The organism is Micromonospora sp. A3M-1-15 (assembly GCF_024213425.1).
GTDB lineage: Bacteria > Actinomycetota > Actinomycetes > Mycobacteriales > Micromonosporaceae > Micromonospora > Micromonospora chersina.
Map to the genome: position 1 here is coordinate 1,039,530 of NZ_JANAVK010000001.1, position 25,910 is coordinate 1,065,439.

Here is a 25,910-nt window from a genome sequence, read left to right on the forward strand (position 1 = left end):
AGAGCCTTGGTGCGTGCGCCACCCGACCGGTGGTCGGGGACGTCACTCGGCGTCCGTCAGACCTCGAGGACCTGACGGCCGTTGTAGGTGCCGCAGACGGAGCAGGCGGCGTGCGGCAGCTTGGCCGACTTGCACTGCGGGCAAGGCACGGTCGCGACCGCCGTGGCCTTCCAGTTCGCCCGGCGGGCGCGGGTGTTGCTGCGCGACATCTTGCGCTTGGGGACGGCCACGGTTCCTACTCCTCTGTACTGGTCAGTTGCGTCAGGCCCGCCCAACGCGGGTCGATCTGCTGGTGACTGTGGTCGGCCGGCAGATCGTCCCAGTGCACCCCGCATTCGGGGCACAACCCTGGGCAGTCCTCCCGGCAGAGCGGGTTGGTCGGCAGTGCGAGCACCACCGCGTCCCGCAGCGCCGGCTCCAGGTCGATCAGATCGCCCTGCATCCGGCCCACCTCGTCCTCGTCGGTCGTGTCGTCCGTGGTGCTGTTCTCGTACGCGTACAGCTCCTGGATCGTCACGGCCACCGAGTCGTCGATCTCGCGCAGGCAGCGGCCGCACTCGCCCTTGACGGGACCGGTGACGGTCCCGGAGACGAGCACGCCCTCGGACACCGACTCCAACCTCAGGTCGAGGTCGAGGTCCGCGCCCTCCGGCACAGTGATCAACTCCACGCCGAGGTCCGCCGGTGCCGGCACGACGCGCCGATGCGTACGCAACGCGCCAGGCCGACGCGGCAGGTCCCTCGTGTCGAGGACCAGCGGCGACCTGGGGTCGAGTTGGCTTGGCGTGTGTTTGGGCATAGTTAGACTCCGGCCGGTGAGAGGCCGACAAAGAAGGTTACCTGGACGACCGGCGGACCGTCGAACCGGGGCGTCGTCCCTGGCCCGTCGGGTGCCGGCTGTCGGCCACCGGCCCGCGTGCCGCTGGCAAGCGTAGCGCGGCCCCCGGCTGCCGCCGGCGGCGCTCAGAAGGGCAGCGGGCGGTCCGCCTCGTCACCGGCGAAGGTGCCGATCTCCCGCAGCGCGTGCATCTTGTCCCGGCCGCGCTCTATCGAGGCGAGCGCCCGGGTGAGGAACTGCTCGAAGTTGGCCAGGGCGGTGTCGACGTAGTCGTCGACCTCCTCGCGCAGGCGCTGCGCCTCGGCCCGGGCCTCGGCGATGATCCGGGCGCCCTCGTGCTCGGCGGACACGGTGATCTCGTTCACCGAGACGAGGCGCGCGTGCTCCGCCTCACCCTCGCTGATGATCCGGTCGGCCTCGCGCTTGCCGGCCTCCATGATCTTGTCCCGCTCCTCCAGCAGCGCGGCGGCCCGGCGCAGGTCGGCGGGAAGCTCCACACGCAGCTCGTCCAGTGCGGCGATCATCTCGCCCCGGTCGACCATGCAGTTGTTGCGCGACATCGGAACGGAGCGGGCCTGCTCCACCATGGCGATCAGTTCGTCGATGCGATCGAGCGGGTCCACCGGTACCTCACTCCTGTCGTTCGTCGGCCGACCTTCATGATGCGGCCTGCGCCCGGGTTCGGCGCTGCACACATCATGTAACGCGCCCTCCACCCGCGCCGCTGCACCCCTGCCCGGCGCGTCGCCCGCGGGGCGGTCAGCGGCGCAGCCGGGCGACCAGCTCCTCGCGGACCACGTCGGGGACGTGCGCGGAGATGTCGCCGCCCCACTTGGCCACGTCCTTGACCAGGCTGGAGGAGAGGAAGGAGTAGAGCGGGTTGGTCGGCATGAAGAGCGTCTCCACGCCGGCCAGGCCGATGTTCATCTGGGCCATCTGGAGCTCGTAGTCGAAGTCGCTGACCGCGCGCAGGCCCTTGATCAGCACGCTCGCCTGCTGGGCGCGGCAGAAGTCGACAAGCAGGCCGCGGAACGACTCGACCCGCACGTTGTCGTACGAGGAGGTCACCTCGCGGAGCATGTCGATCCGCTCCTCGACCGTGAACAGCCCCTGCTTCGACTGGTTGACCAGCACGCCGACGATCACCTCGTCGAAGAGCCGGCTGGCCCGGCCGATGATGTCGAGGTGTCCGTTGGTGACCGGATCGAACGAGCCGGGACAGACAGCACGTCTCATGATCGGCGACCGTACCAAAGGGTGGTCTCGCCGTAGCGGCGGCTGCGCCCGGCAGTGATGCCCTCCACCCACCCCACCTCGCCGCTGCGGGTGGACCGCTCGACGACCACCAGGGCGTCCCGCGCCAGCCAGCCGCCGCCGACCAGCGCGGCCAGCATCGCGGTGATCTCCTCGCCGGGTACGGCGTAGGGCGGGTCGGCGAAGACCACGTCGTACGCCCCGCCGTCGGGGCCGGCGGCGAGCACGGTGGCGACCTTGCCGGTGACCAGGCGGGCGGCCGGGGCGGCCCGGAGCGCGGCGATGTTCTCCCGGATCACCCGGGCGGCCCGGGGGTCGGACTCGACGAGCAGCACGTGGGCCGCGCCGCGCGACAGCGCCTCCAGCCCGACCGCGCCGGAGCCGGCGTAGAGGTCGGCCACGCGGGCCCCGTCGAGATCGAGCTCGGCCTGCACGGCGCTGAACAGCGCCTCGCGGACCCGGTCCGAGGTCGGCCGGGTGCCGGCGCCGGGCGGCGCGGCGATCCGCCGGCCGCCGAGGGCCCCGGCCACGATCCGGGTCACCGCCTGCTCCCGCACATGCCCCAGACGCTACGCGACGGCGGGACCGGGCCGGGCGGACCACCCGGCGCGACGGCCGATCACCTGCCGTACATCAATGATCTCAAATCTATAACAGACCCTTTGCGAGCCGTCGATCGCGGTAACGCCCGCGGTGTCGATTTCGCTAGGGTCTGCCCGGTTGTCGGCTCGCCTCGCCGGCACCGGCGTCGGGACGGCGCCGTCGCGCGGATCCGCAAACCTCTCCGTGCCCGCTCCCCGCCCCACGCCAACACCCCGAACCCCCTCAATCCGGGAGTACCCGTGATCCGTACCAGGCTGTCGCCGCGGCGACCGCTCGCCGTGCTGGGCGCCGCCCTGCTCGGCCTCGCCGGGGCCGTGGCGGTCTCCGCCCCCGCCAGCGCCCACCACACCACCATCAGCGCCACCTCCGCCTGCGACCAGCTCACCGGCGAGCGGGTCCTCACCTGGACGGTGGAGAACAGCGAGCGGGACAAGGCCGCCACGCTCCAGCAGGTCACCCCGAACCCGAAGACCGACGTGACCGTCGCCGTCGACGGCGCGCCCGCCATCCCGCTGGAGGGCACGGTCGTCCCCGACGGCGGCTCGGTCCAGGCGGTCCAGCGGGTCCCCGGCGACACCCGGTCGGCCTCGCTGACCGTGTACGCGCTGTGGAAGAAGAACGGCCAGGACCACACCGACACCGGCACCGTCGACCTGACCCGGGACGCGCCGTGCGCCCCCGCGCCCAGGTGCGTGGACCTGGACAAGGCCACCTACAGCCACACCTTCGACGGGCCGAAGGGCACGGCCACCGTCAAGCTCGACGGTGACCTGCCGCTCTGCGGCGACGGCAGGCAGTGGTTCACCCTGGTCTCCTACTTCGCCCCGCGCCCGCGCTTCACCACCCCGCAGTACGTGCACGGCACGCCGGCCAGCGACTGGCTCGGCGGCACGAAGACCGCCGTCGAGCTGAAGGTCGACCTGCCCGACTGCAACACCCAGGTGGACCTGATCTGGGGCGACACCAGCCAGGTCATCGACCCGCTGACCGGGGACGGCAAGCGGTACGGCAACCTCAAGCTGGGCTCCCCCGGCGCGCCCGGCAACCGGTCGCACGGCCCGCGGGGCTGGTACAACGGCGGCGGCCGCAGCTGCACCAACCCCGCCTCGCTCTTCACCGCCAACTGCGACGGCACGGTCACCGTGGCGCTCAGCAACGACGGCAGCCTGAGCCGCTACCCGGTCGAGTTCGAGGTGCGCGGCGCCAACGGCTGGTCGAAGAAGGTGACCGTCGAGCCCGGCAAGGCGGACACCGACACCGTCGTCCCGGCCGCGAACGCCGGCACCGTCGAGGTGCTGGTCGACGGCAAGGTGCTCGACAAGGGCACCTACTCGTGGCAGCGCCCGGAGGACTGCCCACTGCCGACGGTGGCCGCCAAGGCCGACTGCGACACCTTCACCCTGACCGTCGCCAACCCGAAGGGTGGCCTGCCCGTGAGGGCCGAGCTGACCTACGGCGGGCGCACCGAGACCCGCACGGTCGCGCCGGGCAGGGCCGAGAAGGTGACCTTCAAGGCCGGCAAGGACGAGCAGGCCACCGTCACCCTGCCCGACCTCGACCTGGAGATGGAGGCCGTCTACGCCCCCGAGCGGAACTGCGGTGGCGGCGGTGGCGGGGGCGCCGAGCCGGGCCTGCCGGTGACCGGCGCGGCCGCGGGCGTCATGGCGGCCGTGGCCGGTGCCCTGGTGGCGGCCGGCGCGGTGCTCTTCGTGGTGACCCGACGGCGGCGGATCCGCTTCACCGCCTGACGTGAGCCTGCCCGAGGGCGCGCCGACCACCCCGGTCGGCGCGCCCTCGACTCATTCCAGCTGCGCCATCAGCAGCGCGCGGTCGATCTCGGCCTGGTTGGTCAGCACCACGAGGCGGCGGTCCGAGTCGGGGAACCAGGCCGCCAACGCCTTGTAGCCGCCGTTGTCCCCGGAGTGGTGGATCGCCCGTTCCCCGGCCAGCGGGCCGACGAACCAGCCGTAGCCGTACGCCTCGCCGGGGCGGCCGGTCGGCGCGTGCGGGGTGATCATGGCGGCCACCGCGGCGGGCCCGAGCAGCCGGCCCCGGCGCGGCACGTCGAGCCAGGTGAGCAGGTCGGCACCCGTGCACCAGACGTCCCCGGCGCCCATGCTCACCGTGTCCAGGTTCCAGGACGGCACCGGCCGGCCGCCCTCGTGCCCCGTCGCCACGTCGTCCCGCCCGGCGGCGTCGCCGGCGAAGCTGCCTGTCATGCCGAGCGGCGCGAAGACCTCTTCGGCGAGGAACTCGGCGTACGGGCGGCCGGAGGCGCGCTCGACGGCCCGGGCCAGCAGGACGTAGCCGGGGCTGCTGTAGTGCCAGCCGGCGCCCGGGGCGAACAGCGGCGGCAGGCCGGCGAAGACCCGTAGCAGCTTGTCCGGCTCGGCCGGCCCGGCCAGGTCGATCATCGGGTAGTCCTCCCAATGGCCCAGGCCGGAGGTGTGGGTGAGCAGGTGGTGCGGGGTGATCCCGGACCAGGCCGCCGGCGGGTCCGGCAGCCAGCGGTTGATCGGATCGTCCAGGCGCAGCGCGCCCCGCTCGGCGAGGAGCAGCACCGCGACGGCGGCCATCTGCTTGCTGATCGAGGCGATCTGAAAGCGGGTCGCGGGGGTGCAGGGCGATCCGGCGCCGGCGGAGCCGGTGACCCGCTCCACCTGGAGATCGTCGCCCCGCGCCAGCAGGAGCACACCGCGGTCGAGGGATGGGGTCGGCATCGCCCGAGCCTAGGCCCGGCCGGCCGGCCCGTGGGGGCGGCGGGTCAGCCTTTCTCCAGGTATTCGGCGCGCTCCTCGTCGACCAGGGCGGCGACCGAGGCGGCCAACGCCGGGTGGTTGGCCAGCTCCGGGTCCTCCTCGACCAGGGCGATCGCCTCGGCCCGGGCGTCCCGGATGAGGTCGGTGTCGCGCAGCAGCGACAGCAGCCGCAGGTGCGACCGGCGGCCGGACTGGGTGGCGCCCAGCACGTCGCCCTCCCGGCGCTGCTCCAGGTCCAGCTCGGCGAGCTTGAAACCGTCGGTGGTGGAGGCGACCGCGTCCAGCCGTTCCCGAGCCGGGGAACCCTCCATCGCCTCGGTCACCAGCAGGCAGAGGCCGGCGGCCGAGCCCCGGCCCACCCGGCCGCGGAGCTGGTGCAGCTGCGAGACGCCGAACCGGTCGGCGTCCAGCACGATCATCACGGTGGCGTTGGGCACGTTCACGCCCACCTCGACCACCGTGGTGGCCACCAGCACGTCCAGGTCGCCGGCCGCGAAGGAGCGCATCACGGCGTCCTTCTCGTCGGCCGGCAACCGCCCGTGCAGCACCCCGATCCGCAACCCGTGCAGCGGCCCCTCGGCGAGCAGCGGGGCCACCTCGGTGACGGCGACGGGCGGCCGACGGCCGTTGTCGTCCTCGCGGGGCGCCTCCTCGTCCGAGGCCGGCCCCTCCCCGATCCGCGGACACACCACGTACGCCTGGTGTCCCTTGCCGACCTCCTCGCGCAGCCGGCGCCAGGCCCGGTCGAGGAAGGCCGGCTTCTCGGCGGCCGGCACCACGTGCGAGGCGATCGGCGAGCGGCCCTGCGGCAGCTGGGACAGCGTCGAGGTCTCCAGGTCGCCGTAGACGGTCATGGCGACCGTACGCGGGATCGGGGTGGCGGTCATGACGAGCACGTGCGGCGGCTGGTCGGCCTTGGCCCGCAGCGCGTCCCGCTGCTCCACGCCGAACCGGTGCTGCTCGTCGACCACCACGAGCCCCAGGTCGTGGAAGTCGACCCCCTCGTAGAGCAGGGCGTGGGTGCCGAGCACGATGCCGGCGCGCCCCTCGGCCACCTCGGCGAGCGCCCGCCGCCGGGCCGCCGCGCCCAGCGAGCCGGTGACCAGCTCCACCCGGGTGGCGTCGTCGGCGGCGCCCAGCTCGCCCGCCTGCGCGAGCGGGCCGAGCAGGTCGAGCATGCCCCGGTGGTGCTGGGCGGCGAGCACCTCGGTCGGGGCGAGCAGCGCGGCCTGCCCGCCGGCGTCGACCACCTGGAGCATGGCCCGCAACGCCACGACGGTCTTGCCGCTGCCCACCTCGCCCTGGAGCAGCCGGTGCATCGGGTGCGCGGTGGCCAGGTCGGCGGCGATCTCCCGGCCGACGGCCTGCTGGCCGGAGGTCAGCTCGTACGGCAGCCGGGCGTCGAACGCGTCCAGCAGCCCGCCCGGCCTCGCGGGCCGCGCCTTCGCGGGCCAGGACGCCGCCCGGTGCTTGCGCTGCACCAGGGTGAGCTGCACGGCGAACGCCTCGTCCCACTTCAGCCGGCGGCGCGCCTTGTACAGCTCCTCCTTGCTGGACGGCCGGTGGATCTCGCGCAGCGCGGCGCCGATACCGACCAGGTTCCGGCTGGCCCGCACGGTGGCGGGCAGCGGGTCGTCCGGCGGGGTGAAGGTGTCCAGCACCACCCGCACGCAGCGGGCGATCACCCAGGTCGGCACGGCCGCCGCGGCCGGGTAGACCGGGATCAGCGCCCCGGCGAACTCCTCGACCTCCTCGTTGGCCGCCGCCTCGCCGTCGCCGCCCTCGCCGAGCAGCACGTATTCCGGGCCGTTGAGCTGCCGCTTGCCCCGGAACTCGGTGACCTTGCCGGCGAACAGCCCCCAGCGGCCGGGGCGCAGCTCCCGTTCCCGCCACGCCTGGTTGCCGAAGAAGGTGAGGGTGAGCACCCCGCCGGAGCCGTCGCCGACGGTGACCTCCAGCAGGTTGCCCCGGCGCTGCCGCATCGGCCGGACCGCGGTGCGCTGCACCTGGGCCAGCACGGTGACCTGCTCCCCCACGTCCAGCGAGCGGATGTCGGTGTGCTCGCCGCGCTCGTCGTAGCGGCGGGGGAAGTGGTAGATCAGGTCGCCGGCGGTGTGCAGGTCGAGGTGGCTCGCCAGGGCCTTGGCGGTGCGGTCACCGACCAGCTTCTTCAGCGGCGTGTCCACGGTGGCCGGTTCGCTCGTCATTCGACCCCCACGAGGAGCGGATAGTGCGGCTGCCCGCCCTCGTACGCCTGCACCTCGACGAACGGCCAGGACCGCTCGACGTGCTCGCGCACCCGGTCGGCCAGCCCGGCCGGGGCGTCGGCCCCGCAGAGCAGGGTGACCAGCTCGCCGCCGCCGCCCAGCATCCGGTCGACCATGGCGGTGCAGGTGTCGAGGAGGTCGGCGCCGATGAGGTGCACCTCCCCCTCGACCAGCGCCAGCACGTCGCCCGGCCGGCACGGCCCGGCCACCGTGAGCGCCTCCTTGCTCGCCTGGCAGACCTCGGCGTAGCGGCAGGCGCCGGCGGCCTCGGCCATGGCGATGACGTCGTCCTCGAAGCGCCGCTTCGGGTCCCGCACCGCGAGGGCGGCGAGGGCCTGCACCGGGGATCGGGTGGGCACCACGCTCACCTTCACCCCGAGCCGGTGCGCCTCCCGGGCGGCCGCGCTCGCCACCGACTGGGTGTTGGGGTCGTTGGGCAGCACCACCACCCGGGCCGCGCCGGTGGCCCGGATCGCGTCGAGCAGCTCGCCGGTGGACGGGTTGGCCGGCACCACGGTGGCGCCCTCGGCGCCGAACAGCTCGGCGATGCCGGCGCCGGTGGCCACCACCACGGCGGCCCGGCCGTCGGGCAGCGGCGCCGGCAGGGGCGCGGCCGGGGCCACCTGGTCGGCGAACCGGGTCACCGTGATCCGGTGCGGCCGGCCGGCCACCACGCCGGCCTCGACGGCCGCGCCGACGTCGTTGACGTGCACGTGCACGTTCCACGTGCCGCCGTCGCCCACGATCACCAGGGAGTCGCCGAGGCCGTCCAGCTCGCCGCGCAGCCGGGCCACGGCCTCGTCGGTGGCGTCGAGCAGGTACTGCACCTCGTAGGCGTACGCCGGGGAGCCGGTCTCCCGGACCGCGGTGGCGGGCGGGCGGGCCGCGGGCGGCGCGGGCGCCGGCCGGGCCGGGCTCTCCCCGGTGACCACCTCGACCAGCGCGTCGAGCAGCAGGCAGAGGCCGCGCCCGCCCGCGTCGACCACGCCGGCCCGGGCCAGCTCGGGCAACTGCTCGGGGGTACGCGCCAGCGCGCGGGCCGCCCCGCCGGCCGCCGCCCGGGCCACCGCCCTCAGGTCGTCGGTGTCCGCCTGCTCGGCGGCGCGGGCGGCGGCGGCGACCACGGTGAGCAGGGTGCCCTCGACGGGGTGGGCGACCGCGGCGTAGGCGGCGGTGGCGGCGTCGGCCAGCGCGGCGGTGAGCTGCCGGCCGCGGACCGCCGGGGCGGCGGCGAGCGCGTCGGCGAAGCCGCGCAGGATCTGCGAGAGGATCACGCCGGAGTTGCCCCGCGCCCCGAGCAGCGCGCCCCGGGCCATCAGCCGCAGGGCGTGCCCGTGCGGGGTGTGGCCGTCGTCGGGCAGGGTCTCCAGGTCCATGGCGAGGGCCTGCTGGGCCGAGGTGAGGGTGAGCACCAGGTTGGTGCCGGTGTCGCCGTCGGGGACCGGGTAGACGTTGAGGTCGTCGATCTCGCCCTGGTGCCGTTGGAGCGCGGCCAGCCCGCTCGCGCACCAGCGGCGCACCGCGGCGGCGTCGAGGGTCTCCAGCACGTCGGGAAGCCTACTGGCGCGCACCGACACGCGCCGGGCCCGGCCGCCTCCGGCCGGCGTGTCCGGCGTGCCCGGGCCGGCGCGGCCCCACCGGCGCCCCCGGTACGCTGGGCCGGTCCCCACCGGGCCGGTTGGGCGTCCCGGCGGGTCATCGGGTAACCTGACGAGGTTGCCCGGGCTGCGCCTGGCGGCGACCTCATGAACGTTTCAATCCCAGGAGTATCCCGTGGCTAGCGTGTGCGACGTCTGTGGCAAGGGGCCGGGCTTCGGCCACAACGTGCCCTGGTCCAAGAAGAAGACCAACCGCCGCTGGAACCCGAACATCCAGTCGGTGCGTACCCCGGCCGGTGGTGGCACCACCAAGAAGCTGCAGGTCTGCACCTCGTGCATCAAGGCCGGCAAGGTCACCCGCGCCTGACGCGGTAGCACCGCCTTCATCGCTTCGCCGGATGCCGGCGGACCCCTCGGGTCCGCCGGCTTCTGTCGTGTCCACGGTCCCGCGCTGACGGTTCCCCGACCGGTCGGCGGCCGGCCGGGCCGGCCCGGTTAGGGTGCTGCTGCGCCGGCCGTCCGTTCCGGCGCCAGGCGTGGGGAGGAACGACCGGTGGAGCTGGACCTGGGGCGGGAGCAGCTGGTGGTGGTCGGCGGGTCGTTCGGCTCGCTGCGCTGGTTCGACCAGGAGCTGCCGCCGGGCAGCGTGGTCCTGGTCGAGGAGCCGGACGTGATCCGCCGCCGGGGCCTGGAACGCCTCGCCGCCGAGCTGCCGATGATCGCCCGTCTCGTGCCGGCCGAGTACCAGACCGGCTTCGACGCGGACGCCCTGCTCGCCCGGGAGCCCGGCCTCGCCACGGCCCGGCTGGTCCTGCCCGGCCTGGAGTACGCCGTCGGCGCCGCCGCCCGGCTGGCCGACCGGCTCGGCCTGCCCGGCGCCGGGGTTGCCGCCGCGGACGTGTTTTCCGACAAGCACCGGATGCGGCTGCTCGCCGACGCCGCCGGCCTGGCCAACCCGGCGTACGAGCTGGTCGACGACCCGGCGCGGGCGGCGGAGTTCGCCCGGGCGCACGGTGGCCGGTGCGTGCTCAAGCCCACCCGTCGCTCGGGCAGCCTGGGCGTGCAGCTGGTCACCGACCCGGCGGAGATCGCCGTGCGCTGGGCGGCCAGCGCCACCCCGCCCGAGCCGGCCGAGGCCACCGAGCGCGGCCTGCCCACCGGGGTGCTCGTGGAGGAGCTGCTGGTCGGCTCGGAGCACAGCGTCGAGCTGCTGGTCGCCGAGGGCGAGACGATCTTCGCCAACGTCACGGACAAGCGGGTCGCCGGCGGCCGGTACCCGGTGGAGACCGGGCACACCGTGCCGTCCGCGCTGCCCGAGCCGCGGCGGCGGGCGCTGCGGGACGCGGCGGTCCGGCTCGCCGAGGCGGCCGGCTTCCGCAGCGGCATGCTGCACAGCGAGTGGATCCTGGTCGACGGCGTGCCGACGCTTGTCGAGTGTGCCGCCCGGATGCCCGGCGACATGATCACCGCGCTGGTCTCGATCGCCTACGAGGTCGACTTCATCGAGGCGTACCTGCGGGTGCTGCGCGGCGAGCGCCCCACGCCGCCGGCGCGGCCGACCGGCGCGGCGGCCGTCGAGTTCCTGGTCGCCCCGCCCGGCCGGGTCACCGCCGTGGACGGCCGGCGGGATGCCCTGCGGGTGCCCGGCGTGCTCGACGTGCAGGTCGAGGCGAAGGTCGGGGACCACGTGCCGGAACTGCTCTCGTCGGCGCACCGCAGCGGGCACCTGCTGGCCTGGGGCGCCACCCCCGCCGAGGCGGAGAGCGCCGCCCGCAAGGCCGCCGGCGAGATCCGGATCACCGTCGGCTGACCGGGGTCAGAGCGGGCGGCCGAAGGAGAGGCAGCCCGGGGCGTCCCGGTAGAAGCCGAAGTTCGGGATCCGCTCGTAGCCGGCCGAGGTGTACATGGCGATCGCCTCGGGCTGCTTGTCGCCGCACTCCAGGATGATCCGCTTGCGGCCCTGGTCCCGGGCGGAGTGCTCGACCGCCGCGAGCACCGCGCGGGCCACGCCCCGGCCACGGGCGGCCGGCGCCGTGTACATGCGCTTCAGCTCGGCCGTCTCGCCGTCGTCGCCGTGGCTGCGCCAGCCGCCGCAGCCCACCGGCTGCCCGTCGAGATAGGCGACCAGGAAGGTGCCGGCCGGCGGCTCGAACTCGTTCGCGTCGACCGGCGTCTCGTCGCCGCTGCCGCCGTACCGCGCCCCGAGGTCGGCCAGGGCCGCCCGGATCAACGCCTGCGACTCGGGCGCGTCGAAGCGCCGCACCCGGATCTCGATCTCGCTCACGGACCGAAGCGTACGACCGGGACCGGGGTCGACCGGGGCCCGATCCCCGGCATCGGACGCAGATCACTCCGCCCGGCGGAAGTGGTCCCAGCCGGCGGTGCCCGCGAAGGGCGCGCCGTCCACCGTCACCCCGGCGCCCTCGGTCACCCGGCCGACCGGCCGCCAGCCCTCGGGCAACGTCGCGGTCGCCGGGAAGGTCGCCGCCAGGGCGTGGTCGTCGCCCCCGGCCAGGATCCAGGTGTACGGGTCGACGCCGAGCGCCTGCGCCGCGTCGCGCATCTGCCGGGGAACCTCGAACGCCTCCCGGGTCAGGTCGACGGCCACCCCGCTGGCCTTCGCCACGTGTCCCAGGTCGGCCAGCAACCCGTCCGACACGTCGATCATGGCGGTGGCGCCGTGCCGGGCGGCCTCCGGGCCGGCCGCGTAGGGCACCTCGGGGCGGCGGAACGCCTCCACCAGCAGCCGGGGCGTGCGGAACCCCCGGGACAGCACGGTGTAGCCGGCGGCCGCCCAGCCGGTGCGCCCCGCGAGGGCCACCACATCGCCCGGGCGGGCCCCGGAGCGGACCACGGGTGCCCGGCCGGCCAGATCGCCGAGGGCGGTCACCGCGATGGTCAGCGTCGGGCTGGCCGACATGTCCCCGCCCACCACGCTCGCGCCCACCAGGGCCGCCTCGGCGCCCAGCCCGTCGGCCAGCTCCTCGGCCCAGGCCGGGTCGAGGTCGGCCGGCATGCAGAGGGCGACCAGCAGCGCGGTCGGGGTGGCCCCCATGGCCGCGATGTCGGCCAGGTTGGCCGCCGCCGCCCGGTGTCCCACGTCGCGGGCCCCCGACCAGTCCCGCCGGAAGTGCCGCCCCTCCACGAGCACGTCCGTGGAGGCCGCCACCCGCCGGTCCGGCGCCGCGACCACGGCCGCGTCGTCTCCGGGGCCGAGCAGGCAGCTCTCCCCCTGGGCCAACCGGGCGGTCACCCGGTCGATCAGCCCGAACTCACCGACATTCGCGACCGTCATGCCGTCCCCTCGTCGCGCTCTCACCGCTTGGCCGTCCCGTCACCACTACCCCGACGTGGGCTCGCTCACCGCGTCCCGCCGGCGACCGATACGGATCAGGGCCGCTCCGTAGGGTAGTTTCACCCTTCGGGCCGCCCCAGGCGGCGACGGACGGAGGTCGAGTCGTGGTACAGGCGTACATCCTCATCCAGACGGAGGTCGGTCGGGCGCGTGACGTGGCCGGTCTGATCGCGGACCTTGCCGGCGTGGTACGCGTCGACGCCGTCACCGGGCCCTACGACGTGGTCGTCCTCACGGAGGCGAACACCGTCGACGAGCTCGGCAAACTCATCGTCAGCAAGGTGCAGATGGTGCCCGGCATCACCCGCACCCTCACGTGTTCGGTGGTGCGGCTGTAAGTGGAAGAAGTCACGTCCTCCCCCACTTCCGACGAGTCGGGCCCGGCGCGTCGCGACCGGTCGAACCGCAGCGCGGCGCTCTGGGCCACGCTGGTCGCGCTGCCGGTCACCCTGGCGGTGGCCGGGTTCACCTTCGCGAAGCTCGCCCCCGACACCCCGGCCGCCGAGCCGAGCCCGTCGGCGAGCGCCGTGCGGCCGCAGTCGACCACGCCGGTCGAGCTGCCGGCGCCGGCCCTGGCCGAGCGCCCGGCCACGGTGTGCCGCGCCCTGGTGTCGCAGCTCCCGGCGACCGTCCGCGACCTGGCGCAGCGCCCGGTCACCGCGGGCGCGGAGCAGAACGCCGCGTACGGCGACCCGGCGCTCACCGTGGCCTGCGGCGGCACGCCGCCGGTGGTGCAGCCCACCGACGAGGTCTGGTCGGTGAACAAGGTCTGCTGGCACGCCGTGCAGGAGGCGGACGCCACCGTGCTGACCACCGTCGACCGGGAGACCCCGGTGCGGGTGCGCGTCCCGAAGCAGTACGAGCAGCCGCTCCAGTGGGTCACGCCGATCTCCGACGCGGTGGTCGCCTCGGTGCCGGCCGCGAAGACCGCCCCCTCCGGCTGCTCCGCCTGACCGTCGCCTGCCGGTCGCGACGCCCCGGCGTCAGCGGCCGGCGCGGCGCAGGGCCGTGCGGATGAGCCGGTTGACCAGCTTCGGATACTCCAGCCCGCTGGCCGCCCACATCCGGGGGAACATCGAGGTCGGGGTGAAGCCCGGCATGGTGTTGATCTCGTTGAGGTAGACGTCCAGCTCCGGGGTGACGAAGAAGTCGGCCCGGGCCAGGCCGGAGCAGTCCAGCGCGGTGAACGCGCGGGTCGCGTACTCCCGCACCTGCCGGGTCACCTGCTCGGACAGGTTCGCCGGGATGTCGTACTCGCAGGCGTCGTCGATGTACTTGGCCTCGAAGTCGTACCAGTCGTGGCCGGAGACCACCCGCACCTCGGCCAGCACCGACGCCTCCGGCGCGCCGCCGGCCTCGCCCTCCAGCACGCCGCACTCGATCTCGCGGCCCACGATCGCGCCCTCGACCAGCACCTTGGTGTCGATCTCCCGCGCGGTGGCGACCGCCGCGTCGAGCTGCGCCCAGTCGTCGACCTTCGTGATGCCGAACGAGGAACCCGCCCGGGACGGCTTCACGAAGACCGGCAGCCCGAGGCGCTCCTTGTCCTCCTCGGTCAGCGTCATTCCGGCGCGCAGCACCACGTACGGGCCGACCGGGATGCCCTCGGCGGCGCAGAGCTTCTTGGTGAACTCCTTGTCCATGGCAGCCGCCGAGGCGAACACGTTCGCCCCGACGTACGGGATGTCGGCCATCTCCAGCATCCCCTGGATGGTGCCGTCCTCGCCGTACGCGCCGTGCAGCACCGGGAATACCACGTCCACGTCGGCCAGCGCCACCGGGCCCTGGGTGGGGTCGAGCACCATGAGGCCGCCCACCGCCGGGTCGGCGCGCAGCACCAGCTCGGCGCCGGAGCCGGCGGTGATCTCCGGGAGCCTGCGGTCGGCGATGGCGAGCTGGCCGGGGTCGCCGCTGGCCAGCACCCACTGGCCCTGCCGGGTGATGCCGACCGGCACGACCTCGAACTCGTCGGGGTCGAGGGCGGCCAGCACGCTGCCGGCGCTCACGCAGGAGATGCCGTGCTCCGGGCTGCGGCCGCCGAAGACGATCGCCACGCGGGTCTTGCCTGGGGTGGTCACTGGAGTCACCTCTTCGTTCGCGACTGCGGCTGGCCGTGCTCGCCGGTGGCGCTCACCCGCTGACCTTACTGTGCGTGGCGAGCGCCGGTAGCCGATACCCGGGGAGACGACGCAGCGGCCGTCATCCGGTCAGTGACCCGTATACGCGGAGTAACCGGGCGGCTGCACGTGCGCAGAGGTGAATCGAAGGGGGTGCGAGCCGTGACGAGCCCGGGCGGCCGGTGGCGGGACCTGCCACCGGCCGCCCGGCTCCCCCGCCCCCGTCACCGCGTCCCGGGGGCGGGCCCGGTTCAGTTCAGGTGGTCCGGGGTCCGCGGCCGGCGCCCGACCGCGATGACCTTGACCCGTTGCCGGCCGGCGCGGACCATGCCCAGCGCCATGAAGGCGCCGGCGATCCGGTCCGCCGCCTCGCGGTTGTTCGCGCCGACGACCTGCCGGCGGCGCTCGGGGCTGGTCCGCTCGTTGCGCCAGACCCCGTCGAGGGGGCGCACGTCGGTGAGGACCACGAGGAACCGCGTCATCCCCGTCCACCCCCGGCGTGGCGGGCCGTCGCCGTCATCGCGTCTCCTCCCCGTCTGGTGCCGGTACGGGCACGCGACGATCGGGTCGTGGGGGAGTAAAACCCGATCGCCGCGCGCCCCATCCCCTCCGGTCGCTCACCACCACCGTCGCCACGACAACCGGCGGTGAGGACGCCGTCACAGATTGACAGGTGGACACGCGTGAATGCAACTCTCATCGGATTTCTCTCATGCCCATCCTCCCATTGATGTGCGACCATCGATGCATGGCGCCGAAGACCGCCCGGGCCCGACGGCTCGGCATCGCCCTGCGGACCCACCGGGAGGCCGCCGGCCTCACCCTGGAGTCCGCGGCCGACGAGATCAACAGCACCCGCAGCACCCTGTCCCGCTACGAGAACGCGCAGACGCTTGTCAACCCGGCCACCGTGCGGGCGCTGCTCACCCTCTACGGGGTCGGCCCCGACGAGATCGCCGCGGCCGTGCAGCTCGCCAAGGACGCCCGCAAGCCCGGCTGGTGGGTCTCCTACTCGTACCTGCTGGACCGCCGGACCATCGACTTCATCGCGCTGGAGGCGGAGGCGACCGGGATCGCCAACTTCGAGCCGTCGGTGGTGCCGGGCCTCCTCCAGACCGCCGACTACATCCGCGGGGTGATGCGCGGCGGCCCGCACACACTCAGCGACGAGCAGGTGGAGCAGCGGGTCAAGCTGCGGCTCGACCGCCAGCAACGGCTCACGGGTGACGATCCGCCGATCCTCGACGCCATCATCGACGAGGGGGCGTTACTGCGCCCCGTCGGCGACCGGACGGTGATGGGGGGTCAGCTGCAGCACCTGTTGAAGATGGCCGAGCTGCCCAACATCACCGTGCAGGTGATCCCCCTGGCGGCCGGATACCACCGGGGGACGCGGGGGTCGCTGCACATCCTGGAGTTCGCGGATCCGGAGGACCCGATCATCGCCTCGGTGGAGACGGTCGCCGGGCAGATGGTGCTGGACCGGCCGGGCGACCTGCGCACCTGCACCAAGATCATGGAGCACCTGCGGACCGTGGCGCTGAGCCCGGCGGCCAGCCGGGACGAGCTCCTCCGCCTGCTGAACGAGAGGTAGAAGCGATGAACGGCACGAACAGCGCCCCCGTGGCGACCGGTTGGCGCAAGAGCAGCCACAGCGGCGATGAGGGCGCGTGCGTCGAGATGGCCCTGCTGCCGGAGGCGGTCGCGGTCCGCGACTCCAAGGACCCGGCCGGCCCAGTGCTGGTCTTCCCCCCGGCGGCCTGGGCCACCTTCGCCGGCGCCCCGCCGCGCCCCTGACCGGTCGCGGCGGCGACGCCGCGGCTCAGCCGGCGACCAGCGGGCCGGCGGCGGCCCCGCCGCGGACCGCCTCCAGCGCCGCGATGGCCACCCCACGCGCCCCGGCCATGTCCCGGTCCGGCACCAGGGCGAAGGAGGCCACCGCGCGCTGCTCGGCGCGGAGCACGGTGTGCTCCCGCACGGTGGCCAGGAACCAGTCGCGGAACTCCGGCGCGGCCTCCACCACCCCGCCGCCGACGAAGTACGCGTGCGGGTCGGTGAAGTTGGCCGCGATGGTGAACAGCCGGCCCAGCGCCATGGCCTGCTGGGTGAACACCTCGCGGGCCAACGGGTCGCCCCGCTCGCCGTAGCCGCGGACCAGCTTCGCCGCCCGGGCCGGCTCCTCGGCGGCGAGGGGATGTCCCGGGAACCGGCCCAGCCAGTACGGCAGCAGGTTGTTCACGATGGCGGTGAGCGAGGCGACGCTCTCCGCGTCCCCCGCAAAGCCGCAGGCGCAGACCGGCACCGGCTGGCCGGGCGCGAGCAGCCCGTCGAGCGGGATGTGCACGTGCCCGAACTCGCCCGCCATGCCGGCCGCGCCGCCGACCACCCGGCCGCCCTCGACCACACCCCCACCGAGCCCGGTGCCGACGATCGCGGCGACCGAGGAGCGATCCATCGCGTCGGCGCCGAAGTGCACGTGGTGCGCGTAGAGGGCCGCCGCGTTGCCGTCGTTGGCGTAGACCACCGGCAGGCCGAGCCGGTGCTCCAGCGCGCCGCGCACGTCGTAGCCGCGCCAGGCCGGCTGGGAGAAGTTGGTCGAGCCGCGGGAGGAGATCACGCCGGTGGCGCTGGCCGGGCCGGGGGTGTCCAGCCCGACCGCGCGGACCAGCTCGCGGGGCACGCCGGTCAGCGCCAGCACGCCGTCCAGCGCCCGGGCCAGGGCCTCGATCGCCGCCTCCGGCCCGGCCTGCACCTCGCTCGGGATCTCCACGAGCCCGTCCACCAGGAACCGGCCGTCGACGGTCAGCACGGTGGCGTTGTTGCTCGTGCCGCCGTTGTCCAGACCCACCACCACCGGCACACCCGCGCTGCCCACCGCCACCGCCTCCCACCGAGCCTGATCCGAGGCTAGTGGGCGGCGCGGCGTCCCGCCACGGTCGCACCGACCCCGCCCGGTCCGGGACCGGGCGGGGGCCGGGCGCCCGGCTCAGCCGGGCCGGCGGGCGGTGACGGCGGTGGCCTCCAGCTCGTCGTCGCGCACCACGGTCGGGGTCAGGCCGGCGTCGGCCAGGACCGCGCAGAGCGCCGCGGCCTGGCCGGCGCTCACCTCCACGGCCAGGTGCCCGCCGGGGGCCAGCCACTCGGCCGCGCCGGCGGCCACCCGGCGCAGCACGGCCAGCCCGTCCACGCCGCCGTCCAGCGCCACCGGGGCCTCGTACAGCCGCGCCTCGGGCGGCAGCATCGCCACGGCGCCGCTCGGCACGTACGGCGCGTTCGCCACCACCAGGTCCAGCCGCCCCCGCCACCGCGAGGGGAGGGGCGTGAACAGGTCGCCCTCGTAGACCGGGACGCCCAGCGGGTCGAGGTTGCGCCGGGCGCACGCCACCGCGGCCGGGTCGAGGTCGGCGGCGGCCAGCCAGCGGGGCGCCAGCCGGCCGTGCAGCACCAGCGCGGCGGCGCCCGAGCCGCAGCAGAGGTCGAGCACGGCGGGCGCCGGACCGGCCACCGCCGCGGCGGCGGCGACCAGCAGGGCGGTCCGCCCGCGGGGCACGAACACCCCGGGATCCACGGCGACCCGCAGGCCGCAGAACTCGGCCCAGCCGAGCAGGTGCTCCAGCGGCAGGCCGGCGGCCCGGCGGTCGACGAGGTCGGCCAGCGCCTCGGCCGAGCCGGCGGCGGCGATCAGCAGCTCCGCCTCGTCCTCGGCGAAGACGCAGCCGGCGGCGCGCAGCCGCCCCACGACGGCGGGACGGTCGGGAGTGAACAGGGTGGGTGTCATGGCAGGCCTTTCGGGAACGCTCGTCGGCGCTCCCGGCGTCGCCTAACCCTGGGGCGAGGCGGACTCGGAGGGAACGCCGGTCCTCTGCTGGGGGATCGGTCTCACCTCCTCCGGTCGGGGCCCACGCGGGCCGTGCTGCCCGTCACCTTAGCCGAGCGGGCCGGCCCGCGTCAGGCCGCGTCCAGCGCGGCGGTCACGTCGGCGACCAGGTCGGCGGCGTCCTCGATGCCGCAGGAAAGCCGGACGAAGCCGGGCGGGGTGTCGTCGCCCCACTGGGCCCGCCGGTCGGCGGTGGTGTGCAGCCCGCCGAACGAGGTCGCGGCGGCCACCAGGCGGGACGCGTCGAGGAACCGGGCCACCCGGTCCGCGTCGCCCAGGTCGAAGGAGAGCACGCCGGGCATCCGTCGCATCTGGACCGAGGCCATGGCGTGGGCCGGGTCGGTCGGCAGCCCCGGCCAGCGCACGCCGGTGACGTCGGCGCGGCCGGCGAGCAACCGGGCCAGCGCCTCGGCGTTGGCGGTCTGCCGACCCAGCCGCAGGTCCACGGTCGCCAGCGAGCGGTGGGCCAGCCAGCAGTCGAACGGCCCCGGCACCCCACCCGTGGTGGTCCGCCAGGCGGTCACCACGTCGAGCAGTTCGGCCGAGCGGGTCGCCACGTAGCCGAGCAGCAGGTCGGAGTGGCCGGTCAGGGCCTTGGTGCCGGAGGCGACCACCACGTCGGCGCCGAGCTCCAGCGGGCGCTGACCGAGCGGGGTGGCGGTGGTGTTGTCGACCGCCACGAGGGCCCCGGCACCGTGGGCGGCGACGGCCAGCGCCGTCACGTCGGCCACGTCCAGCCCGGGGTTCGCCGGCGTCTCCAGCAGCACCAGCCGGACGCCCTCGAACGACGGGTACGGCCCGGCGGTCGGCACGAAGCCCACCCGCACGCCGATGCCCTCAAGGGTGGCGGTGGCGAAGGCGCGCACCGGGAAGTAGCCGTCGGCGGGCAGCAGCACGGTGTCACCGGGGCGCAGCACGGCCAGCAGCAGCCCGGTGATGGCCGCCTGACCGCTGGCGAAGACCCGGCAGTCGCCGCCCTCCAGCTCGCCGATCGCCGCCTCCAGCAGCCGCCGGGTGGGGTTGTCCGGCCGCCCGTACCCGTTGGGGGTCGCCTCCGGCCCCCGCCACGGGTCCAGGTGGTACGGCGCCGCGAAGACCGGCCCGGGCAGGAAGGGCTGGCCCGGTTCCGGCGCGGGCAGCCCGGCGTGCACGCTGCGCGTGCCGTCACCCCACTCGTCGGTCATCGCCACCTCACTCGTACGACTCGGGCTTCGCGGTCCGGCTCATCAGGGCGTCCACGGCGAGCCGCGGGTCCATCCCCTCGTGGCAGATCCGCTCGATCTGCTCGGTGATCGGCATCTCCACACCGTGCGCCCGGGCCAGGTCGCGGATGGCCAGGCAGCTCTTCACGCCCTCGGCGGTCTGCCGGGTGGCCGCCTGGGCCTGCTCCAGGGTCTCCCCCCGGCCCAGGTGCTCGCCGAAGGTGCGGTTGCGGGCCAGCGGCGACGAGCAGGAGGCGACCAGGTCGCCCATGCCGGCCAGCCCGGCGAAGGTGATCGGGTCGGCGCCCAGCGCCACGCCCAGCCGGGCGGTCTCGGCCAGGCCGCGGGTCATGAGCATGGCCCGGGTGTTGTCGCCGAAGCCCATGGCGGTGGCGATGCCGTACGACAGCGCGATCACGTTCTTCACCGCCCCGCCCAGCTCGCACCCGATCACGTCGTCGTTGGTGTACGGCCGGAAGTACGGCGTCCGGATCGACGACTGGACCAGCGCGGTCCGGCGGCTGTCGGTGCCGGCCACCACGGTCGCGGCCGGCTGCTCGGCGGCGATCTCCGGTGCCAGGTTGGGCCCGGAGACGACCACCACGCGGTCGGCCGGCACCCCGGCGGTCTCCATGATCACCTGGCTCATCCGCTTCGTGGTGCCCAGCTCGATGCCCTTCATGAGGGAGACCAGCGTGGCGTCGGCGTCCAGGTACGGGGTCCAGTCGGCGAGGTTGGCGCGCAGCGTCTGGGACGGCACGGACAGCACCACCACCTCGGCCCCGGCGATCGCCTCCTCGGCGTCACCGGTCGCGGTGACCCGGTCGGGCAGCCGCACGTCCGGCAGGTAGTCCGGATTGTGGCGCCCGGTCCGGATGGCCTCGGCCACCGAGGCGCGCCGGGCCAGGATGGTCACGTCCCGGCCGGCGTCGGCGAGGATCTTGGCGAACGCGGTGCCCCACGACCCGGCACCCAGCACGGCCACGTGCCCGCTCATGCCGTCGCCTCCCTTCGGTCGGCGACGGCATGAGGCTCCAGCGCACTGAGCTGGCTGATTCGCTCGCTACGCTCGCTCATTCGGTCACCTCGGGGGTACGCGTCCGGGCCGGCCGCTCCCACAGCGGCGGTGGCGTGCCACCGCGGATCTCGGCGACCAGGTCCCGGATCCGCAGCATGATCGTGTCGGTCATCTCCTCCAGGATCGCCCGGGTCGGCGTGGCGCCCGCCCACCGGCTCAGGTCGATCGGCGGACCGGCGACCACCGTCACCGGCGTACGCGGGCGCAGTCGGATCCGGGCGGTCCGCGGGTCGAACATCCGCTCCGGGCCGACCATGGCGACCGGGATCACCGGGGCGCCGGTGGCCAGCGCCAGCCGGGCCGCGCCGGTCTTGCCCTTCATCGGCCACAGGTCCGGCTCCCGGGTGGTGGTGCCCTCCGGGTAGATCACCACCGCGCCGCCCTCGTCCAGCGCCGCGACCAGCTTGTCCAGCGACTTGACGGCCTCGATGCTGCCGCGCTCGACCGGGATCTGCCTGCAGCGGTGCAGGATCCAACCGATCACCGGCACCTTGAACACGCTGGCCTTGCCGAGGAACTGCGGCCAGCGGCCCGAGTCGTAGATGAAGTGCGCGGACACCAGCGGGTCCGCGTGCGAGATGTGGTTGGGCACGATGATGATGCCGCCGTCGCGGCGCAGGTGTTCCATGCCCCGCCAGGTGCGCCGCGTCCAGACGGTCAACACCGGCTTCACCAGCACCACGGCGAACCGTGGCCAGAATCCCAGCCTCCGCGGTGCCACCCTGCCTCCTCGTTCCGCCCCATGCGCGCACGCCCCGGGACGAAATCATGCCTGCTCGCCCCCGGTCCGGCCAGTGAGGGTACCGCCGCCCGACTGGCAGGATTGTCACGTGCCCGAGCCGACCTGGACAGTGGTGGTGCCGGTGAAGCGCCTCGGGGTGGCGAAGAGCCGCCTGCGCGGCGCGCTGCCCGGCGTACCCCATGAGGAGCTGGCGCTGGCCCTCGCGGCCGACACGGTCGGCGCGGTGCGGGCCTGCCCGGCGGTGGCCCGGGTGCTCGTGGTGACCGACGACCCCCGGGTGGCGGCGGAGGCCACGGTGGCCGGCGCGGAGGTCGCGCCGGACCCGGCGGCCGGGCTGAACGGGGCCTTCCGGCACGGCGCGGCCGTGGCCGGCCCGCGCGTCCCGGTGGCCGGCCTGACCGCCGACCTGCCGGCGCTGCGCCCGGCCGAGCTGGCCGCGGCGCTGCGGGCCGTCCCCTCCGACGGGGTACGCGGCTTCGTGGCCGACGCCCCGGGCAGCGGAACCGTCCTGCTCGCCGCGCCGCCCGGGGTGCCGCTGGCGCCCCGCTTCGGCCCCGGCTCGGCGGCGGCGCACACGGCGAGCGGGGCGCTGCCGCTGGCCGGCGGCTGGCCCACCCTGCGCCGGGACGTGGACACCGCGGCCGACCTGGCCGCCGCCGTCCGGCTCGGCGCCGGCCCGCGCACGGCCGCGCTGCTGGCCCGGGCCGGCGGGGGCGTCGGGTACGGTGCTGGCATGCAGGGCACGGTGGCCACCTACGACGCGTCGACCCGCAGCGGGGTGCTGCTCCTCGACGACGGCACCGAGCTGGCGTTCCCGGCCCGCGCCTTCGACGCCTCCGGCCTGCGGCTGCTCCGGCTCGGGCAGCGGGTGCGCATCGAGCGGGACGCCGCCGGCGAGGTCGTCCGGGTGACATTGCCGACGATGGCGTGACCAACCTGCCCCGAGTTCATTTTCCGTTCACCGTTGTCGGGGAATCATGAGGTGGTGAGCACCCCTCGCGAGCACCCCGACGGTCCCCGGCACGTCCTCGACCCCGACGCGCCCCGCAACGGCACGTCCACGCGCGGCGTCGATGGCCGCTTCCGCCGCGTCCGCCCGCCCGAGGAGAGCGTCAGCCCCGAGCCCGCGGCGGCGGCCTCCGCCGGGCTGGAGGAGTCGCTGGACCCGGTCGAGGGTCCGGGCCCGCAGGCGGAGCCGACCGCGGCCCTGCCGCTGCCCGAGGACCGGTTCTTCAACCGGGAAATCTCCTGGCTCGACTTCAACGCCCGGGTGCTGGCGCTGGCCGAGGACCCCCGCACCCCGCTGCTGGAGCGGGCCAAGTTCCTGGCCATCTTCGCCAGCAACCTGGACGAGTTCTACATGGTGCGGGTGGCCGGCCTGAAGCGCCGGCTCTCCGCCGGCCTGCCGGTACGCGGCGGCGACCGGCTGCCGCTGCGGACCCAGCTGGAGCTGATCACCGAGAAGACCGCCGACCTGGTCTCCCGGCACGCCGCCTGCTTCGTCGACGACGTGCTGCCGAAGCTCGCCGACGAGGACATCCGGATCCTGCGCTGGAGCGACCTCGACGACGCCGAGCGGGAACGGCTGCGCACCTGGTTCCGGGAGCACATCTTCCCGGTGCTCACCCCGCTGGCCGTGGACCCGGCGCACCCGTTCCCGTACATCTCGGGGCGGTCGCTGAACCTGGCCGTCTCGGTGCGCGACCCGGACGGCGGCTCGGAGCTGTTCGCCCGGGTGAAGGTGCCGAACAACGTGCCCCGGTTCGTGCGGGTGGCGCGCGACCAGCCGGGGGTGCGCTTCCTGCCGGTGGAGGACGTCATCTCGGTGCACCTCGGGCAGCTCTTCTCCGGCATGCAGGTGGTCGAGTGCCACCTGTTCCGGGTGACCCGCAACGCCGAGGTGGAGGTGGACGAGGACCGCGACGAGGACCTGCTCCAGGCGCTGGAACGGGAGCTGGCCCGGCGCCGGTTCGGCCCGCCGGTGCGGCTGGAGGTGGCCGCCTCCATCTCCGACCACATGCTGGAGCTGCTCGTCCGCGAGCTGGACATGGACGGCCACGACGTGCTCCGGGTCCGCGGCCTGCTCGACCTCTCCGCGCTCTGGCAGGTGTACGGCGAGGCCGACCGACCGGACCTCAAGGACCCGCCGTTCGTGCCGGCCACCCATCCCCGACTGGCCGAGGGCGAGGTGCCGCGCAGCGTCTTCGCCACCCTGCGGGACGGGGACGTGCTGGTGCACCACCCGTACCACTCGTTCGCGACAAGCGTGCAGCGCTTCGTCGAGCAGGCCGCCGCCGACCCGAACGTGCTGGCCATCAAGCAGACGCTCTACCGCACCAGCGGCGACTCCCCCATCGTCGACGCGCTGGTCGACGCGGCCGCCGCCGGCAAGCAGGTGGTGGTGCTCGTCGAGTTGAAGGCGCGCTTCGACGAGGTGGCCAACATCGGCTGGGCGCGCACCCTGGAGCGGGCCGGCTGCCACGTGGTCTACGGCCTGGTGGGCCTGAAGACGCACTGCAAGACCGCGCTGGTGGTCCGCCAGGAGGGCAACCAGATCCGCCGCTACTGCCACATCGGCACCGGCAACTACCACCCGAAGACCGCCCGGCTCTACGAGGACTTCGGCATGCTCACCGCCGACCCGGAGATCGGCGCCGACCTCACCGACCTGTTCAACGTGCTGACCGGCTACAGCCGGCAGACCGCGTACCGGCGGCTGCTGGTGGCCCCGCAGGGCATCCGCAGCGGCCTGGTCGAGCGGATCGAGCGGGAGATCGAGCACGTCCGGCTGGGCATGCCGGGGCTCGTGCAGTTCAAGGTGAACGCGCTGGTCGACGAGGAGATCACCGACGCGCTCTACCGGGCGTCGCGGGCCGGGGTGCACGTGGACCTGCTGATCCGGGGCATGTGCACCCTGCGGCCCGGGGTGCCGGGGCTGTCGGAGAACATCCGGGTGCGCTCGATCCTCGGGCGGTTCCTGGAGCACTCGCGGATCTTCCGGTTCGGCAACAACGGCGACGCGGAGTTCTGGATGGGCTCGGCCGACCTGATGCACCGCAACCTGGACCGCCGGGTGGAGGCTCTCGTGCAGGTGAGCGACCCGGTGGCCCGGGCCGAGCTGGACCACGTGCTGACCGCCGCGTTCAGCCCCGAGGTGGACGCCTTCGAACTGGCCGCGGACGGCAGCTGGCAGCGGCGTACCGGCACCGACGACACGCCGCTGACCCACCTGCAGGACCTGCTGCTGCACCGGGTCGGCGGGAGGGCGGGCTGAGCGGACCACGGCACGCTCCGGGCGGGCATACGGTGAGCGGATGACGGACGACGAGCCGGTGCGGATCCGGGCGGCGGGCGGGGTCGTCTGGCGCCCGGCGGCCGACGGCGTCGAGGTCTGCCTGGTGCACCGCCCCCGCTACGGCGACTGGTCGCTGCCCAAGGGCAAGCTGGACGCCGGCGAGCACCCGCTGCGGGCCGCCGTCCGCGAGGTCGCCGAGGAGACCGACGTCCGTGCCGTGCCGCAGGTGCGCCTGCCCACCGCCCGCTACCGCAGCGAGGGCCGGCCCAAGGCGGTCGACTACTGGTCGATGCGGGCCGCCGCGCAGGGCGGCTTCCAGCCGGACACCGAGGTGGACGAGGTGGCCTGGTTCCCCGCCGACCGGGCGGTACGCCAGGTCAGCTACCCGCACGACGCCGAGGTGATCGCCGCGTTCGCGACGCTGCCGCCGGTCACCGCCACCCTGCTGCTGGTCCGGCACGCGCACGCCGGCAAGCGGGGCACCTGGACCGGCCCGGACACCGGCCGGCCGCTGGACGCCGAGGGGTGGGCCCAGGCGCAGGCCCTCGCCGCCCTGGTGGCGCTGGTCCGCCCCACCCGCCTCGTCTCCGCCTCGGCCCGGCGCTGCGTGCAGACCCTCGACCCGGCGGCCGCCCTGCTGGACCTGCCCATCGAGGTGGTCGGCGACCTCGACGAGCCGCGGCCCGGCCAGCAGCCGGACGAGTGCGCTCTGGCCGCCGCGGCCCGGCTCGCCGCACTGGCCGCCGACGGGGAACGGATCGCGGTGTGCAGCCAGGGCAAGGTGATCCCGGGCGCGCTGGAACACCTGGCCGGCACCGCCGACGACTTCACCACCCCGAAGGGCGGCGGCTGGCTGCTCGCCTTCAGCGGCGACCGGCTGCTCGCGGCCGACCGCCTCTGAGCCGGAGTTCTCCGTCGGCGGCCC

General features: G+C 74.8%; 27 protein-coding genes and 1 pseudogene. 11 read left to right on the forward strand and 17 right to left on the reverse strand.

Going from position 1 to position 25,910, the window contains the following annotated elements; genetic code table 11:
* Positions 1–56 precede the first annotated feature (56 nt).
* From rpmF to rsmD, 5 genes are all read right to left on the reverse strand, one after another.
* On the reverse strand, positions 57–230 hold the full coding sequence (gene rpmF, locus NLX85_RS04695; RefSeq protein WP_091312500.1) for a 50S ribosomal protein L32: 174 nt from the start codon (positions 228–230) through the stop codon (positions 57–59).
* 5 nt (positions 231–235) lie between these two features.
* On the reverse strand, positions 236–799 hold the full coding sequence (locus NLX85_RS04700; protein ID WP_254331791.1) for a DUF177 domain-containing protein: 564 nt from the start codon (positions 797–799) through the stop codon (positions 236–238).
* 164 nt (positions 800–963) lie between these two features.
* Complete coding sequence (locus NLX85_RS04705) at positions 964–1,461, reverse strand: hypothetical protein (protein ID WP_091312510.1); 498 nt, start codon at positions 1,459–1,461, stop codon at positions 964–966.
* A gap of 136 nt (positions 1,462–1,597) precedes the next feature.
* Entirely contained in the window at positions 1,598–2,074 is a 477-nt protein-coding gene (coaD, locus tag NLX85_RS04710; RefSeq protein WP_091312514.1) for a pantetheine-phosphate adenylyltransferase, read from the reverse strand.
* On the reverse strand, positions 2,071–2,634 hold the full coding sequence (gene rsmD, locus NLX85_RS04715; RefSeq protein ID WP_254331792.1) for a 16S rRNA (guanine(966)-N(2))-methyltransferase RsmD: 564 nt from the start codon (positions 2,632–2,634) through the stop codon (positions 2,071–2,073). The genes coaD and rsmD overlap by 4 nt, the downstream gene beginning before the upstream one ends.
* A gap of 300 nt (positions 2,635–2,934) precedes the next feature.
* On the opposite strand from rsmD, the gene NLX85_RS04720 reads away from it, so the two are divergent.
* On the forward strand, positions 2,935–4,443 hold the full coding sequence (locus NLX85_RS04720; RefSeq protein WP_254331793.1) for an LPXTG cell wall anchor domain-containing protein: 1,509 nt from the start codon (positions 2,935–2,937) through the stop codon (positions 4,441–4,443).
* A gap of 51 nt (positions 4,444–4,494) precedes the next feature.
* On the opposite strand, the gene NLX85_RS04725 is transcribed toward NLX85_RS04720, so the two are convergent.
* The 3 genes from NLX85_RS04725 to NLX85_RS04735 are packed head-to-tail and all read right to left on the reverse strand — an operon-like array spanning position 4,495 to position 9,268.
* Positions 4,495–5,415, reverse strand: a complete 921-nt coding sequence (locus NLX85_RS04725; RefSeq protein WP_254331794.1) for a serine hydrolase — start codon at positions 5,413–5,415, stop codon at positions 4,495–4,497.
* Positions 5,416–5,459: 44 nt separating this feature from the next.
* The gene (gene recG, locus NLX85_RS04730) at positions 5,460–7,661 is read right to left on the reverse strand and encodes an ATP-dependent DNA helicase RecG (RefSeq protein ID WP_254331795.1); all 2,202 of its coding nucleotides are present in this window, start codon (positions 7,659–7,661) and stop codon (positions 5,460–5,462) included.
* A complete protein-coding gene (locus NLX85_RS04735; protein ID WP_254331796.1) occupies positions 7,658–9,268 on the reverse strand; it encodes a DAK2 domain-containing protein in 1,611 nt (536 codons plus the stop codon). Before NLX85_RS04735 ends, recG begins: the two co-directional genes overlap by 4 nt.
* Positions 9,269–9,494: 226 nt before the next feature.
* Between NLX85_RS04735 and rpmB the strand changes: the two genes are divergently transcribed.
* Complete coding sequence (gene rpmB / locus NLX85_RS04740) at positions 9,495–9,686, forward strand: 50S ribosomal protein L28 (protein ID WP_046569512.1); 192 nt, start codon at positions 9,495–9,497, stop codon at positions 9,684–9,686.
* Between the two features lie 186 nt (positions 9,687–9,872).
* Positions 9,873–11,129: an ATP-grasp domain-containing protein gene (locus tag NLX85_RS04745; RefSeq protein WP_254331797.1), complete on the forward strand. Its 1,257-nt coding sequence runs from the start codon at positions 9,873–9,875 to the stop codon at positions 11,127–11,129.
* A 6-nt stretch (positions 11,130–11,135) separates the two neighbouring features.
* On the opposite strand, the gene NLX85_RS04750 is transcribed toward NLX85_RS04745, so the two are convergent.
* A complete protein-coding gene (locus NLX85_RS04750) occupies positions 11,136–11,603 on the reverse strand; it encodes a GNAT family N-acetyltransferase (RefSeq protein ID WP_254331798.1) in 468 nt (155 codons plus the stop codon).
* A 63-nt stretch (positions 11,604–11,666) separates the two neighbouring features.
* A complete protein-coding gene (locus tag NLX85_RS04755; protein ID WP_254331799.1) occupies positions 11,667–12,614 on the reverse strand; it encodes a thiamine-phosphate kinase in 948 nt (315 codons plus the stop codon).
* 164 nt (positions 12,615–12,778) lie between these two features.
* Between NLX85_RS04755 and NLX85_RS04760 the strand changes: the two genes are divergently transcribed.
* Both NLX85_RS04760 and NLX85_RS04765 read left to right on the forward strand, forming a co-directional pair.
* Complete coding sequence (locus NLX85_RS04760; protein WP_013284547.1) at positions 12,779–13,012, forward strand: Lrp/AsnC ligand binding domain-containing protein; 234 nt, start codon at positions 12,779–12,781, stop codon at positions 13,010–13,012.
* On the forward strand, positions 13,013–13,627 hold the full coding sequence (locus NLX85_RS04765) for a DUF3515 family protein (RefSeq protein WP_254331800.1): 615 nt from the start codon (positions 13,013–13,015) through the stop codon (positions 13,625–13,627).
* Positions 13,628–13,657: 30 nt separating this feature from the next.
* Here the strand turns inward: NLX85_RS04765 and NLX85_RS04770 are convergent, their stop codons facing one another.
* Positions 13,658–14,752 (reverse strand): D-alanine--D-alanine ligase family protein, encoded by a 1,095-nt coding sequence (locus NLX85_RS04770; protein ID WP_254331801.1) that lies wholly within the window; start codon positions 14,750–14,752, stop codon positions 13,658–13,660.
* A gap of 290 nt (positions 14,753–15,042) precedes the next feature.
* Positions 15,043–15,273: a hypothetical protein gene (locus NLX85_RS04775; RefSeq protein ID WP_107078967.1), complete on the reverse strand. Its 231-nt coding sequence runs from the start codon at positions 15,271–15,273 to the stop codon at positions 15,043–15,045.
* A gap of 266 nt (positions 15,274–15,539) precedes the next feature.
* Between NLX85_RS04775 and NLX85_RS04780 the strand changes: the two genes are divergently transcribed.
* Entirely contained in the window at positions 15,540–16,385 is an 846-nt protein-coding gene (locus tag NLX85_RS04780) for a helix-turn-helix transcriptional regulator (protein ID WP_254331802.1), read from the forward strand.
* A gap of 5 nt (positions 16,386–16,390) precedes the next feature.
* Entirely contained in the window at positions 16,391–16,588 is a 198-nt protein-coding gene (locus NLX85_RS04785; RefSeq protein ID WP_254331803.1) for a DUF397 domain-containing protein, read from the forward strand.
* Positions 16,589–16,613: 25 nt separating this feature from the next.
* Here the strand turns inward: NLX85_RS04785 and NLX85_RS04790 are convergent, their stop codons facing one another.
* The 5 genes from NLX85_RS04790 to NLX85_RS04810 all read right to left on the reverse strand — a co-directional run bounded on the left by NLX85_RS04790 (position 16,614) and on the right by NLX85_RS04810 (position 21,669).
* Positions 16,614–17,666 carry an ROK family protein gene (locus NLX85_RS04790; RefSeq protein WP_254331804.1) on the reverse strand — a complete coding sequence of 351 codons (1,053 nt, stop codon included), beginning with the start codon at positions 17,664–17,666 and terminating at the stop codon, positions 16,614–16,616.
* A gap of 111 nt (positions 17,667–17,777) precedes the next feature.
* Positions 17,778–18,569: a putative protein N(5)-glutamine methyltransferase gene (locus NLX85_RS04795; protein ID WP_254331805.1), complete on the reverse strand. Its 792-nt coding sequence runs from the start codon at positions 18,567–18,569 to the stop codon at positions 17,778–17,780.
* 170 nt (positions 18,570–18,739) lie between these two features.
* Positions 18,740–19,852 carry a cystathionine gamma-lyase gene (locus tag NLX85_RS04800; protein ID WP_254331806.1) on the reverse strand — a complete coding sequence of 371 codons (1,113 nt, stop codon included), beginning with the start codon at positions 19,850–19,852 and terminating at the stop codon, positions 18,740–18,742.
* A 7-nt stretch (positions 19,853–19,859) separates the two neighbouring features.
* On the reverse strand, positions 19,860–20,867 hold the full coding sequence (locus NLX85_RS04805; protein ID WP_091312560.1) for an NAD(P)H-dependent glycerol-3-phosphate dehydrogenase: 1,008 nt from the start codon (positions 20,865–20,867) through the stop codon (positions 19,860–19,862).
* 76 nt (positions 20,868–20,943) lie between these two features.
* Positions 20,944–21,669 carry a 1-acyl-sn-glycerol-3-phosphate acyltransferase gene (locus NLX85_RS04810; protein WP_254331807.1) on the reverse strand — a complete coding sequence of 242 codons (726 nt, stop codon included), beginning with the start codon at positions 21,667–21,669 and terminating at the stop codon, positions 20,944–20,946.
* Between the two features lie 109 nt (positions 21,670–21,778).
* Between NLX85_RS04810 and cofC the strand changes: the two are divergent.
* The 4 genes and pseudogenes from cofC to NLX85_RS04830 form a co-directional block, all read left to right on the forward strand.
* A pseudogene (cofC, locus tag NLX85_RS04815) lies at positions 21,779–22,411 on the forward strand (2-phospho-L-lactate guanylyltransferase); the annotation flags it as partial.
* A gap of 12 nt (positions 22,412–22,423) precedes the next feature.
* Positions 22,424–22,621: a cold-shock protein gene (locus tag NLX85_RS04820; RefSeq protein ID WP_212838810.1), complete on the forward strand. Its 198-nt coding sequence runs from the start codon at positions 22,424–22,426 to the stop codon at positions 22,619–22,621.
* A 54-nt stretch (positions 22,622–22,675) separates the two neighbouring features.
* Entirely contained in the window at positions 22,676–24,964 is a 2,289-nt protein-coding gene (locus tag NLX85_RS04825) for an RNA degradosome polyphosphate kinase (RefSeq protein WP_254331808.1), read from the forward strand.
* Between the two features lie 40 nt (positions 24,965–25,004).
* Complete coding sequence (locus NLX85_RS04830; RefSeq protein WP_254331809.1) at positions 25,005–25,886, forward strand: NUDIX hydrolase; 882 nt, start codon at positions 25,005–25,007, stop codon at positions 25,884–25,886.
* Positions 25,887–25,910 lie beyond the last annotated feature (24 nt).